This window comes from Streptomyces sp. NPDC127098 (genome assembly GCF_042722465.1).
GTDB lineage: Bacteria > Actinomycetota > Actinomycetes > Streptomycetales > Streptomycetaceae > Streptomyces > Streptomyces millisiae.
In genome coordinates, this window is record NZ_JBHXFJ010000008.1 from 22,492 (window position 1) to 35,100 (window position 12,609).

The following is a 12,609-nucleotide window of genomic DNA, read 5'->3' on the forward strand; positions in this document are numbered from 1 at the left end:
CTACATGCTAGCGCCGCGGGCGCGCCGCCAGGCGGCCGTGCGCAGCAGCCGGAGGCCGTTCAGGCCGACCAGCACCGTCGAGCCCTCGTGCCCGGCGACGCCGAGCGGGAGCGGCAGGGTGCCGACGAGGTCCCAGAGCACCAGCACGGTGATGAAGGTCCCGGCGATCACCAGGTTGGCGACCACCACCCGGCGGGCCCTGCGGGCCAGCGCGATCACGGCCGGCACCGCCACCAGCTCGTCCCGGACGACGACCGCGTCGGCGGTCTCCAGGGCCAGGTCGGAGCCGGCCCGGCCCATGGCGACGCCGAGGTGCGCGGCGGCCATGGCGGGCGCGTCGTTGACGCCGTCGCCGACCACCAGCGTCTGCTGCCCGGCCGCCTGGAACTCGCGCACCGCGCCCACCTTGTCCTGCGGCAGCAGCCCGGCGCGCACCTCACTGATGCCGGCCTCCCCTGCCACCCGCTCGGCGGCGTCGGCGTTGTCGCCGGTGAGCAGCACCGGCGGCGCCGCGGTCAGGGCGGCGACGGCCCGCACCGCCTCGGCGGCGTCGGGGCGCAGCCGGTCGGTGATGCCGAGCACCGCCGCCGGCTCGCCGTCCACCCGCACCAGCACGGCGGTGCTGCCGGCCGCGACCAGCTCGCGCTCGCCGCCCGTGCCCGCCGCGCCGACCTCGACCAGCCGGCCCGCCACGCGCGCGGTGACGCCCCGGCCGGGGGCCGAGACGAAGTCCTCGACCGGGCCGCCGGGCTCGATGCCGCGTTCCGTCGCCGCGGCGACCACGGCGCGGGCCAGCGGGTGCTCGGAGCGGTGCTCGGCGCCGGCGGCCAGCCGCAGGATCTCCTCCTCGCCCAGCGCCACGCCGGGCAGCGGGCACAGCTCGCTCACCCGCGGGCTGCCCTCGGTGAGGGTGCCGGTCTTGTCGAAGGCGACCCGTCCGGTGTCGGCGAGCCGCTCCATGACCACGGCCGACTTCACCAGCACGCCGTGCCGGCCGGCGTTGGCGATGGCGGACAGCAGCGGCGGCATGGTGGCCAGCACCACGGCGCAGGGCGAGGCGACGATCATGAAGGTCATCGCGCGCAGCAGGGCGTCGTCGAAGCCGTGGCCGAGCAGCAGGTAGGGAATGCCGAACACCAGCAGCGTGGCGACGACCACGCCGGCCGAGTACCGCTGCTCCACCTTCTCGATGAACAGCTGGGTGGGGGCCTTGGTGTCGCTGGCCTCCCGCACCATGGCCACGATCCGCGCCACCACGGAGTCGGCCGCCGGCCGGTTGACGCGCACCCGCAGGGCTCCGCCGCCGTTGAGGGTGCCGGCGAACACCTCGTCCCCCGGCAGCTTCGGCACCGGCAACGGCTCGCCGGTGATGGTGGCCTGGTCGACGTCGCTCGCCCCGTCGACGACCTCGCCGTCGGCGCCGAGCCGCTCCCCCGGCCTGACCAGGATCTCGTCCCCGACGACGAGCTCGGCGGCGGGCACCGTCTCCTCGGCCCCGTCCGGGCCGAGCCTGGTGGCGTGCTCGGGCGCGAGGTCGAGCAGCCCGCGCACCGAGTCGGCGGTGCGCTGGGTGGCGAACGCCTCGAGGGCGCCGGACGTCGCGAAGATGACGATCAGCAGTCCGCCGTCCAGCACCTGCCCGATGGACGCGGCCCCCACGGCGGCCACGATCATCAGCAGGTCGACGTCGAGTGTCTTCTCCCGCAACGCGTTCAGCCCCGCCACGAGCGGCTCCCAGCCGCCGGCGGCGTAGCAGGCCAGGTACAGCGTCCACGCCAACCAGCGCGGCCCGCCGGCCAGATCGACCACAAGACCGCATCCGAACAGCGCCGTCGCGGCGGCGGCCCAGCGGATCTCGGCCAACTCCCACATCCGCGTGGCACCGCCGCGCGCGGGCGGCGCCGGAGGCGCCGGGGCGGGGTTGTTCGCGGTCTCTGTCGCCTGTGTCGTCGCCATGCGGTGTCACTCCGTTCGGTCGGGGCCGCGACGGACTCTATCGCATACTCGCGCACATACGCATATACGCGGGTGCGCGGCGGTGGCTGATCGCCGCCCGTGGTTCCCCACCCACCCGCCCTCTCACGTGGCACGGCGGTGACGGCGCCCGCGAAGCCGCCGCCGGTCGGCCGGAGGCCGAAAGGCGGGTGGGTGGGTGGGGGGAAAACCCAAGGCCGGCGTCGGCTCCGCACCAACCGCCACCACCACACCCCGAAAGGGCGGGTGAGTGGGGGCACATCCCCGGCTACGCGGCCAGCGCCGCCCGCAGGATCACCGTCAGCGCCACGGCCGCGTTGAGCGAGGAGAGCGCCGACGCCGCCGCGCCGCCCGCCGCGATCCACGCGGCGAGCCCGGCCGGCGTGTACGCCGGTGGCCAGCCGGCCGCCGGCGGCACCGGGCCGAGCAGCGCCGCGACCCGCCGCGGCACGGGACCCGGCGCGGCAAGAGCCGCGAACGTCGGCGTCGGGGTGGCCGCGCCGACCAGCGCCGCCCGGCCGACGGCCCGCGCCATCAGGCGCCGGTCGCCGACCAGTTGGGCGGCCTCCTCGTCGGCCCACCGCTCCGCGCCGTAGGCGACGGCCGTCCGCAGCGGTCGCAGGAACGGGTGGGCGCGGGCGGCGAGTTGCGCGACGAGCAGGAAGCGGTGATGGCGGTGCGTGAGGTGGGCGCGCTCGTGCGCGAAGAGCGCCCGCCGCTCCCGGCCGGTCAGGCAGGCGAGCATCGCCGTGGAGACCACGACCCGTCCTCGGACACCGGGGAGGGCGTAGGCGTAGGGGGTGTCGTCGGGCAGCACGGCGACCGAGGAGGGCGGCAGGCCGACCAGCGCGCGCTCCGCCTCGCGGCGGACGCGGCGGTGGCGCCAGAGCGTCAGGCCGGCGGCGCACGCGACGGCCACCAGGGCCGGGATCGAGGCGCGGCCCATGACGTCGTCGAAGGGGACGGCGGCCCGCACCTCGGGGTCGGACCAGCTGTCGGGGAGCGGGTTGCCCGGCACGGCGGCCGTGCCGACGACCGCGATGAGGGCCAGGCAGAGCGTGCTGCACAGCGCGAGCACCGCGCCGACACCGGTCAGCAGCCAGGTCGCCCGGCGCGGGTGGAGGTGCTGCTCGGCGAGCCTGGCGATGGGCCAGGCGGTGACGGGCAGGACGAGCGGCAGCAGGACGAACAGGCCCATGGCGTCAGTCCTCCGGCTCCTCGGTGGCCTGGGCGAGCAGCAGCCGCAGCAGCCGCTCGTCGTCCGGGGAGAGGCCGGTGACGAAGCTGGCGAGCACCGCCTCGCGGTCCGACTCGCGGTCGAGGACCCGGCGCATCCGCAGGGCGGCGAGCGCGGCCTCGTCGGCGGCGGCCGACCAGACGAAGGAACGGCCGGCACGCTCCCTGGTCACGGCCTGCTTGGCCAGCAGCCGGGAGAGGATGGTCATGACGGTGGTGTAGGCGAGGTCGCCGCCGAGCCGCTCCTGGACCCAGGCGGCGGTGACCGGTCCGGTCGCCTCGTGCAGGGCGGCGAGCACCTGGGCCTCGAGCTCCCCCTGTCCGCGCCGGCGCGCGCGTGCGTCCCCTGCGGTCACGTCAGCCGCCCTTCGACCCTGTGCGCACGCGCACTTCCGCTCGTCCGTCCCGGGGTTCATGGTACTGACCAGGAGGCCGCGTCACAGCCACCTTCTACAGTGCTGTAGATTTCAGCCCCCTGATCCACCACCCACCTTGGGCCCGACACCGAACGGGGGGACCGGCGTGGCCGGCACACACCGAAGCAGGCGCGCGCGGTCGGCGCCGCCCAGCCGGGGCAGGCGGATCCTGCTGTGGACCGCCGGCGGTCTCGCCGTGCTGGTCCTGGCGGCGACCGGCGCCCTCGGCTGGCTCTACTACCAGCTCAACGGCAACATCCAGGCCGCCGAGATCGAGGACCGGCTCGGCGACGACCGCCCTGAGGACCTGAGCCCCGACGCCATGACCATCCTGGTGGCGGGCTCCGACACCAGGGAGGGCACGGACGGATCGTACGGCCAGGCCGAGGGCATGCGGTCGGACACCATGATGGTCGTGCACGTCGCGGCGAACCGGGAGTGGGCCACCGTGGTCTCCATACCCCGGGACTCCTGGGTCTCCATACCCGCCTGCGACCTGGGCGACGGCACCGAGTCCGAGCCGCACCAGGGCAAGATCAACGAGTCCTTCGCGCTCGGCGGCATGAACGGGGACGTGGGCGGCGCCGCGGCCTGCACCATCAGGACGCTGGAGCAGAACACCGGGCTGCGCATCGACAACTTCGTCTCGCTCGACTTCCTCGGCTTCCAGGACATGGTCGACGCGCTCGGCGGCGTCGACGTCTGCCTCGACGAGCCGATCCAGGACGACAAGGCCCACGTCGACCTGCCGGCCGGCTGCCAGACCCTGGACGGCGAGGACGCGCTCGGCTTCGTCCGGGTCCGCTACAGCGTCGGCGACGGCAGCGACATCGGCCGCATCGAACGCCAGCAGGACTTCATGCGCTCGCTCGCCGAGAAGGCGCAGTCCAAGCTCACCGACCCGACCGCGCTCTACGACTTCCTCGACGCGGTCACGAGCTCGCTCACCACCGACCCGGAACTGGCCGGGCTCCGCCCCCTCTACGACCTGGCCGAGGACCTCCAGGGCATCCCGGAGGAGAACCTGACCTTCCTCACCGTCCCCAACTACCCCCGCCAGCTCGACGTCCCCGAGGACACCGCCAACGTCGTCTGGGAGTACCCGTCGGCCGGTCTGCTGTTCGACGCGCTGGCGCGCGACGAGCGGATGACCGAGGACGACCTGGCGGCCGCCGCCGAGGAGTCGCCCGCCCTCCGACCGTCCGAGGTCCAGGTCCTGGTGCTCAACGGCACCGGGGTCGCCGGCCAGGCCGCCGAGGTGGCCGAGCGGCTGGGCGACGCCGGCTTCACCGTGGTGGGCACCGGCAACGCGGAAGGCGAGGTGGCCCGCACGGTCGTCGGCCACCCCGAGGGACTGGCCGAACAGGCCGAGCTGCTGGCCTCCCGACTGCTGCCCGCCGCGGCCACCGAGCCCGACGCCACCGGCCAGCCAGGAGTCCTGACCCTCACCGTGGGCGCCGACTTCGCCGGCGTGCGCGGCGGCTAGTCGGCGTTCACCAGGTCGAGGTAGTGGTCCCAGTCCCAGTTGGGGCCCGGGTCGGTGTGGTCGTTGCCCGGCACCTCGACGTGCCCGACGATGTGCTCGCGGTCGCGCGGGATGTCGTAGCTGTCGCAGAGGAAGCGGGTGAGCGCGGCCGACGAGCGGTACATGGTCTCGGTGAACCAGGCGGGCTCGTCGATGAAGCCCTCGTGCTCGATGCCGATCGACGAGGCGTTGGCCGACTTGGCGTGCCAGGCGGTGTCGGCGTCCCTGACCATCTGGGTGACCTCGCCGTCGCTCGACCGGACCACGTAGTGCGAGCTCACCCGGGCCGCCGGGTTCTGGAACCAGGAGATGGTGCCGTCGTAGTAGCCCTGGGCGACGTGCACCACGACCGTGGTGATCGGCGATGTCCTGCCGGGCTCGAAGTTCTCCTCGTGCGCCGGCTCCCAGCGGGCCGACGGGTAGTCGGGGCCCGGGTCGTCCGCGTCGGCCAGCGAGTCGAGGAGGTCCGCGTACCGGCCGCGCTCCGGGATCACCGGCTGGCCGTGGACCAGCACGGTCTCCCCGGTCGGGGTGCGCGCCTCGACGCCCTCGGTCAGCAGCGCGTAGACGGCGTCCGCGTAGCCGGCGGCCGTCGCGTCGTCCCCGCCGCCGTAGCGGGCGACGACCTGGTACCAGGCGCCGGGGTCGGCCCGCTCGGCCGCGTCGAGGCCGAGTCCGTCGGCGTACGAACGGAGCACGGCGGCGGCGCCCATGATGTTGTCCCCCTGGTCGTGGCGCAGCTCGTCGCGGTCGGTGCCGGTGAGCTCGGCGGCCAGCGCGAGGGTCTGCTGCACCGGGTTCTCGACCAGGTGCATCACGCCGTAGCCGCCGGCCTGGCTGGGCCGCCCCTGATGTCCGTCGAGCCGGGTCTGGCCGTACCCGACGGCGACCAGCAGGTCGCGGGGCATCCCGTAGACGTCGGCGGCGCGCGTGAACGCGTCGTTCATCGGCCCGGTGCCGGGGCCGTGCGCGGCGGCGGCGCCGGCGGTCCCGGCGACCAGGGTCAGCAGCGCGGCGCTCAACGCGACGCCCACGGCGAACGGCCGGTGTGTCGTCATGGGCCTGCCCTTCCTCACTGCGGCGCGGTCGGCCGGTGAGAACCGGCCAGGAGAAGTCATGCCACGCCACTTGCGCACCGAAGCGGACCCCACCCGAAAGCGACCGAAACCAATCGCTCGGCCGATGGCCCGTCAGGTCGCCGCGCGGGCCCCGACGACGACGGTCGCCTCGTGTTCCGACGAGTGGTCGAGCCGGGCGACCAGGCCGGCGGCGGTGAAGGCGGCGAGGGCCGCGGGCGCCTGGCGGTCGCTGGTCTCCACCAGCAGGTGGCCACCGGGCGCGAGCCAGTCGGGCGCGCCGTCGGCGACCCTGCGCAGCACGTCGAGGCCGTCGGCGCCGCCGTCGAGGGCGAGCCGTGGCTCGTGCTCGCGCGCCTCGGCCGGCAGCAGCGCGACGTCTCCGGTGGGCACGTAGGGCACGTTCGCGACCAGCACGTCCACCCGGCCGCGCAGCGCCGCCGGCAGCGCGTCGTACAGGTCGCCCCGGTGCACCCGGCCCCCCGTCCCTTCGAGGTTGCGGCGGGCGCACCGGACGGCGGCCGGGTCGAGGTCGGCGGCGTGCGTCTCGGCCCCGTCGAGCAGCGTGGCCAGCGCGGCGCCCAACGCGCCGGAGCCGCAGCACAGGTCGACCACCACGGGCCTGGGCGGGGCGAGCGCGGCGGCCCGCTCGACCAGGAACTCGGTGCGCCGCCTCGGCACGAAGACCCCGGGCTCGACGGCGATCCGCAGCCCGTGGAACTCGGCCCAGCCCAGCACGAGTTCGAGCGGCTCGCCGCCGGCCCTGCGGTCGACCAGCGCGTCGAGCTCGGCGGACGTGCGGGCCGCCTCGGCCAACAGCCGGGCCTCGTCCTCGGCGAAGACACAGCCGGCGGCGCGCAGTCGCGCGACGGGATCGGACATCATCCGCCGTACGTTACCGGCCTGCCGGCCTGAGCGGTCCGAAGGCCCCTCGCTCACCGCCCGGCCGCAAGGCCGTCCGCACCGACCGGCTCCGCTTGTCGCCGTACTCGCCCGATACCCGTACACATGCGGAACCTTCGGACCGCTGCGGCCGGCAGGCCGTAAAGGGTTGGCGAGAATCTGCCAACGCCCCCTGGACACAGTCCTGTCGATGCGAGATAACAGGCACATACAGTATTCGTCGACTGTATGCAATAAACCATGGCCCCGACCATCGCGTCGAACGAAGGGACGGAACTGGTCATGCCCAAGGACACCCCGGACACCTCAGAACAGCTCATATCAGGCGGGCACCTGGTCGCCAAGGCCCTCAAGAACGAAGGTGTGGACGTCATCTACACCCTGTGCGGCGGCCACATCATCGACATCTACGACGGCTGCGTCGACGAGGGCATCGACGTCATCGACGTGCGGCACGAGCAGGTGGCCGCGCACGCCGCCGACGGACACGCCAGGATCACCGGCAAGCCGGGCTGCGCGGTGGTCACCGCGGGCCCCGGCACCACGGACGCGGTCACGGGAGTGGCCAACGCGTTCCGGGCCGAGAGCCCGATGTTGCTGATCGGTGGTCAGGGCGCCCACAGCCAGCACAAGATGGGCTCGCTCCAGGACCTGCCCCATGTCGACATGATGGCGCCCATCACCAAGTTCGCGGCCACCGTGCCGGTCACCGAGCGGGTGGCCGACCTGGTGTCGATGGCCTTCCGCGAGTGCTACCACGGCGCCCCAGGGCCGTCGTTCCTGGAGATACCGCGCGACGTACTGGACGCCAGGGTGCCGGTGTCCAGGGCGCGGGTCCCCAAGGCCGGCGGCTACCGCGCCTCCACCAGGACCGCCGGCGACCCGGCGGCGGTCGAGCGCCTGGCGGACCTGCTGGTGCACGCCGAGAAACCGGCCGTACTGCTCGGCAGCCAGGTGTGGACGGCCCGGGCCACCGAGCCCGCCATCGAGCTGGTCAGGCAGCTCAACCTGCCGGCCTACATGAACGGCGCGGGGCGTGGCACGCTGCCGCCCGGCGACCCCAACCACTTCCAGCTCTCCCGCCGGCACGCGTTCAGCAACGCCGACGTCATCGTGATCGTCGGCACGCCGTTCGACTTCCGGATGGGCTACGGCAAGCGTCTCTCCCCCGACGCCACCGTGGTCCAGATCGACCTGGACTACCGGACCGTCGGCAAGAACCGGGACGTGGACCTGGGCATCGTGGGCGACCCGGGACTGATCCTGGCCGCGGTCGGCGAGGCCGCCACGGGCCGGCTCAACGGCGGTGCCTCGCGGCGCAAGGAGTGGCTGGAGGAGCTGCGGGCCGTGGAGGCGAAGGCCATCGAGAAGCGCCTGCCGCAGCTGCGTTCCGACGCCTCGCCGATCCACCCCTACCGGCTGGTCAGCGAGATCAACGACTTCCTCACCGAGGACTCCATCTACATCGGCGACGGCGGCGACATCGTCACCTTCTCGGGGCAGGTGGTGCAGCCCAAGTCGCCGGGGCACTGGATGGACCCCGGGCCGCTCGGCACCCTCGGCGTCGGCATCCCGTTCGTGATGGCCGCCAAGCACGCCAGGCCCGAGGCCGAGGTGGTGGCGCTCTTCGGCGACGGCGCGTTCTCGCTCACCGGCTGGGACTTCGAGACGCTGGTCCGCTTCGACCTGCCGTTCGTCGGCATCGTCGGCAACAACTCCTCGATGAACCAGATCCGTTACGGCCAGAAGGCCAAGTACGGGGACGCCAGGGAGCGGGTCGGCAACACCCTCGGGGACGTGCCGTTCGACCAGTTCGCGCGGATGCTCGGCGGCTACGGCGAGGAGGTCAGGGACCCGGCGGACATCAGGCCGGCGCTGGAGCGCGCCCGCGAGTCGGGCAAGCCGTCGCTGATCAACGTCTGGGTGGACCCGGACGCCTACGCCCCGGGAACGATGAACCAGACCATGTACAAGTGAGGAGGCCGACGATGGCCAAGGCACTCGAAGGCGTACGGATCCTGGACATGACGCACGTCCAGTCCGGGCCGTCGGCGACGCAGATGCTCGCCTGGCTCGGCGCCGACGTGGTCAAGCTGGAGGCCCCCACGGGCGACATCACCCGGCAGCAGCTGCGCGACCTGCCGGACGTGGACAGCCTCTACTTCACGATGCTCAACTGCAACAAGCGCAGCATCACGCTCAACGCCAAGTCGCCGCGCGGCAAGGAGCTGTTGACCGAACTCATCGGCCGGTTCGACGTGCTGGTGGAGAACTTCGGGCCCGGGACCCTGGACCGGCTCGGCTTCCCCTGGGAGCGGATCCAGGAGATCAACCCCCGGATGATCTACGCCAGCATCAAGGGCTTCGGCGACGGCCCGTACACCAAGTTCAAGGCGTACGAGGTGGTGGCCCAGGCGATGGGCGGCTCGATGTCGACCACCGGCTTCGAGGACGGGCCGCCGCTGGCCACCGGCGCCCAGATCGGCGACTCCGGCACCGGCATCCACTGCGTGGCCGCCATCCTGGCCGCCCTCTACCAGCGGCACGCCACCGGGCGCGGCCAGCGGGTCAACGTGGCGATGCAGCACGCGGTGCTCAACCTCTGCCGGGTCAAGCTCCGCGACCAGCAGCGTCTCGCGCACGGCCCGCTCGCCGAGTACCCCAACAAGACGTTCGGCACCGAGGTGCCGAGGTCGGGCAACGCCTCGGGCGGCGGCCAGCCCGGCTGGGCGGTGAAGTGCGCGCCCGGCGGCCCCAACGACTACGTCTACGTGATCGTGCAGCCGGTCGGCTGGGCCCCGATCGCCGAGCTGATCGGCCGGCCCGAGCTCAAGGACGACCCGGAGTGGGCCACCCCGGCGGCCCGGCTGCCCAAGCTGGCGAAGATGTTCCAGCTGATCGAGGAGTGGTCGAGCACGCTGCCCAAGTGGGAGGTGCTCGAGCGGCTCAACGCGCACAACATCCCCTGCGGCCCGATCCTCTCCACCGAGGAGATCATCGCCGACCGCAGCCTCGCGGACAACGAGATGATCGTCGAGGTGGAGCACCCCGAGCGCGGCCGGTTCACCACGGTCGGCAGCCCGTTGAAGCTCTCCGACTCCCCCGTGGACGTCGAGCGTTCCCCGCTGCTCGGCGAGCACAACGAGGACATCTTCCGAGGCGAACTCGGCCTGGACGACGAGGAGTTCCGGCTCCTCGCGGCGAATGGAGTGATCTGAGCGATGACCACGGAGAGCACGGAGACCACGGATTCGGAGGATTCGACGGCGCCGGCGCCGCACGAGCGGCAGGCCGTGCGCGACCTCCTCGACACGGTGCGGGCCGAGGGCCGGACCGTCCTCACCGCCCCCGAGGGCAAGGTGGTCGCCGACGCCTACGGGATCGCGACGCCGGCCGAGGGGGTGGCCGAGACCGCAGACGACGCCGTCGCGCTCGCCGACCGCATCGGCTTCCCCGTGGTGCTGAAGATCGTCTCCCCCGACATCTCGCACAAGAGCGACGCGGGCGGGGTGCTGGTCGGCCTGGGCGACGGGGCCGCGGTGCGCGCGGGCTTCGCGACCGTCGTCGCCAACGCCAGGGCCTACGACCCGGAGGCCAGGATCGCCGGCGTCCAGGTGCAGCGGATGCTGCCACCCGGGCAGGAGGTCATCGTCGGCGCCGTCACCGACCCGACGTTCGGCAAGGTGGTGGCGTTCGGGCTCGGCGGGGTGCTGGTCGAGGTACTGAAGGACGTCACCTTCCGGCTCGCGCCCGCCTCCCGCGAGGACGCGCTGTCCATGCTCGACGGCATCGGCGCCGCCGAGGTGCTGCGCGGGGTGCGGGGCGCGCCGCCGGTGGACCGGGAGGCGCTGGCCGGGCAGATCGTCCGGGTCTCCAGGCTCGTCGACGACTTCCCCGAGATCGCCGAGGTGGACCTGAACCCGGTGATCGCCACGCCCGAGGGCGCGGTGGTCGCCGACATCAGGATCGTGCTGGCCGGCGAGCAGCCGAAGCAGCGCCGACGGCACTCGCGCGAGGAGATCCTGCGCACCATGGGTCGGCTGATGAAGCCGCGCGCGGTGGCGGTGATCGGCGCCTCGGCCGAGCGCGGCAAGATCGGCAACTCGGTGATGCGCAACCTCATCGACGGCGGCTTCGCGGGCGACATCTACCCGGTGCACCCGAAGGCCGACGACATCGAGGGCCGCAAGGCGTACCGCAGCGTGCTGGACATCTCGTCCGAGGTGGACGTCGCGGTGTTCGCGATCCCGGCGAAGTTCGTGCCGGCGGCGCTCGAGGAGGTCGGCCGCAAGGGCATCCCCAACGCGGTGCTGATCCCCTCGGGCTTCGCCGAGACCGGCGAACACGAGCTCCAGGAACGGGTGGTGGCCATCGCCGAGGAGCACGGCGTGCGGCTGCTCGGGCCCAACATCTACGGCTACTACTCCACCTGGCAGGACCTCTGCGCCACCTTCTGCACCCCCTACGACGTCAAGGGCGGGGTGGCGCTGACCTCGCAGAGCGGCGGCATCGGGATGGCGATCCTCGGGTTCGCCCGCACCACCAACACCGGCGTCTCCGCGATCGTCGGGCTCGGCAACAAGTCGGACCTGGACGAGGACGACCTGCTCACCTACTTCGGGGAGGACGAGAACACCGACTGCGTCGCCATGCACCTGGAGGACCTGAAGGACGGTCGGGCCTTCGTCGAGGCGGCGCGGCAGACCGTGCGCAAGAAGCCGATCGTGGTCCTCAAGGCCGGTCGCACCGCGCTCGGCGCGCGCGCCGCCGGCTCGCACACGGGCGCGTTGGCGGGCGACGACGCGGTCTACGACGACATCCTGCGACAGGCGGGCGTGGTCCGCGCGCCGGGCCTGGCCGACATGCTGGAGTACGCCCGGGCGTTGCCGGTGCTGCCGACGCCGCAGGGCGACAACATCGTGATCATCACCGGCGCCGGCGGCTCGGGCGTGCTGCTGTCGGACGCGGTGGTGGACAACGGACTGAGCCTGATGACGATCCCGCCCGACCTGGACGAGGCGTTCCGCAGGTTCATCCCGCCCTTCGGGGCCGCGGGCAACCCGGTGGACATCACCGGCGGCGAGCCGCCGTCCACCTACGAGGCCACCATCAGGCTCGGCCTCGAGGACCCGCGCATCCACGCCCTGGTCCTGGGCTACTGGCACACCATCGTCACTCCGCCCATGGTCTTCGCGGAGCTGACGGCACGGGTGGTCGGCGAGTTCAGGGACCGGGGGATCCACAAGCCCGTCGTGGCGTCGCTCGCCGGAGACACCGAGGTGGAGGCCGCGTCGGCCTACCTCTTCGAGCGCGGCGTCGTCGCCTATCCGTACACCACGGAGAAGCCCGTGGCCGCGCTGGGTGCCAAGTACCAGTGGGCGCGGGCGGCGGGGCTGCTGCCGCCCAGGGGGGCCACCCCCTCGGGCTGACGGCAACCGCACCACCTCAGCACGCCGGTCCCCCGCGCGCCCCACGCGCG

At 73.2% G+C, this 12,609-nt stretch carries 9 protein-coding genes; 4 read left to right on the forward strand and 5 right to left on the reverse strand.

All coding sequences use genetic code 11. The features are described from left to right. The 3 genes from ACFWI8_RS07865 to ACFWI8_RS07875 all read right to left on the reverse strand — a co-directional run bounded on the left by ACFWI8_RS07865 (position 1) and on the right by ACFWI8_RS07875 (position 3,566). Complete coding sequence (locus ACFWI8_RS07865) at positions 1-1,956, reverse strand: heavy metal translocating P-type ATPase (protein ID WP_387087087.1); 1,956 nt, start codon at positions 1,954-1,956, stop codon at positions 1-3. Between the two features lie 286 nt (positions 1,957-2,242). Further along, positions 2,243-3,172, reverse strand: coding sequence for a M56 family metallopeptidase (locus ACFWI8_RS07870; protein ID WP_387087089.1), 930 nt, complete (start codon positions 3,170-3,172; stop codon positions 2,243-2,245). A gap of 4 nt (positions 3,173-3,176) precedes the next feature. After that, positions 3,177-3,566: a BlaI/MecI/CopY family transcriptional regulator gene (locus ACFWI8_RS07875; protein ID WP_311600493.1), complete on the reverse strand. Its 390-nt coding sequence runs from the start codon at positions 3,564-3,566 to the stop codon at positions 3,177-3,179. Between the two features lie 166 nt (positions 3,567-3,732). Here ACFWI8_RS07875 and ACFWI8_RS07880 point away from each other — a divergent pair, with 166 nt between their 5' ends. Next, a complete protein-coding gene (locus ACFWI8_RS07880) occupies positions 3,733-5,112 on the forward strand; it encodes an LCP family protein (RefSeq protein ID WP_387087091.1) in 1,380 nt (459 codons plus the stop codon). Here the strand turns inward: ACFWI8_RS07880 and ACFWI8_RS07885 are convergent. Next, positions 5,109-6,209 carry an N-acetylmuramoyl-L-alanine amidase gene (locus tag ACFWI8_RS07885; RefSeq protein ID WP_387087093.1) on the reverse strand — a complete coding sequence of 367 codons (1,101 nt, stop codon included), beginning with the start codon at positions 6,207-6,209 and terminating at the stop codon, positions 5,109-5,111. The two genes, ACFWI8_RS07880 and ACFWI8_RS07885, sit on opposite strands and share 4 nt — an antisense overlap. A gap of 132 nt (positions 6,210-6,341) precedes the next feature. Beyond that, positions 6,342-7,112: a putative protein N(5)-glutamine methyltransferase gene (locus ACFWI8_RS07890; protein WP_387087095.1), complete on the reverse strand. Its 771-nt coding sequence runs from the start codon at positions 7,110-7,112 to the stop codon at positions 6,342-6,344. 300 nt (positions 7,113-7,412) lie between these two features. Here ACFWI8_RS07890 and ACFWI8_RS07895 point away from each other — a divergent pair, with 300 nt between their 5' ends. The 3 genes from ACFWI8_RS07895 to ACFWI8_RS07905 are packed head-to-tail and all read left to right on the forward strand — an operon-like array spanning position 7,413 to position 12,559. After that, the gene (locus ACFWI8_RS07895) at positions 7,413-9,107 is read left to right on the forward strand and encodes a thiamine pyrophosphate-binding protein (RefSeq protein ID WP_387087287.1); all 1,695 of its coding nucleotides are present in this window, start codon (positions 7,413-7,415) and stop codon (positions 9,105-9,107) included. A gap of 11 nt (positions 9,108-9,118) precedes the next feature. Then, the gene (gene frc, locus ACFWI8_RS07900; RefSeq protein WP_387087097.1) at positions 9,119-10,348 is read left to right on the forward strand and encodes a formyl-CoA transferase; all 1,230 of its coding nucleotides are present in this window, start codon (positions 9,119-9,121) and stop codon (positions 10,346-10,348) included. 3 nt (positions 10,349-10,351) lie between these two features. After that, complete coding sequence (locus ACFWI8_RS07905; RefSeq protein ID WP_387087099.1) at positions 10,352-12,559, forward strand: acetate--CoA ligase family protein; 2,208 nt, start codon at positions 10,352-10,354, stop codon at positions 12,557-12,559. Positions 12,560-12,609: the final 50 nt, after the last annotated feature.

Bases quoted from the DNA above. Each gene is read 5' to 3' on its own strand.
- ACFWI8_RS07865 (WP_387087087.1), bottom strand. From the start codon at position 1,956: ATGGCGACGACACAGGCGACAGAGACCGCGAACAACCCCGCCCCGGCG.
- ACFWI8_RS07870 (WP_387087089.1), bottom strand. From the start codon at position 3,172: ATGGGCCTGTTCGTCCTGCTGCCGCTCGTCCTGCCCGTCACCGCCTGG.
- ACFWI8_RS07885 (WP_387087093.1), bottom strand. From the start codon at position 6,209: ATGACGACACACCGGCCGTTCGCCGTGGGCGTCGCGTTGAGCGCCGCG.
- ACFWI8_RS07890 (WP_387087095.1), bottom strand. From the start codon at position 7,112: ATGATGTCCGATCCCGTCGCGCGACTGCGCGCCGCCGGCTGTGTCTTC.
- ACFWI8_RS07895 (WP_387087287.1), top strand. From the start codon at position 7,413: ATGCCCAAGGACACCCCGGACACCTCAGAACAGCTCATATCAGGCGGG.
- frc (WP_387087097.1), top strand. From the start codon at position 9,119: ATGGCCAAGGCACTCGAAGGCGTACGGATCCTGGACATGACGCACGTC.
- ACFWI8_RS07905 (WP_387087099.1), top strand. From the start codon at position 10,352: ATGACCACGGAGAGCACGGAGACCACGGATTCGGAGGATTCGACGGCG.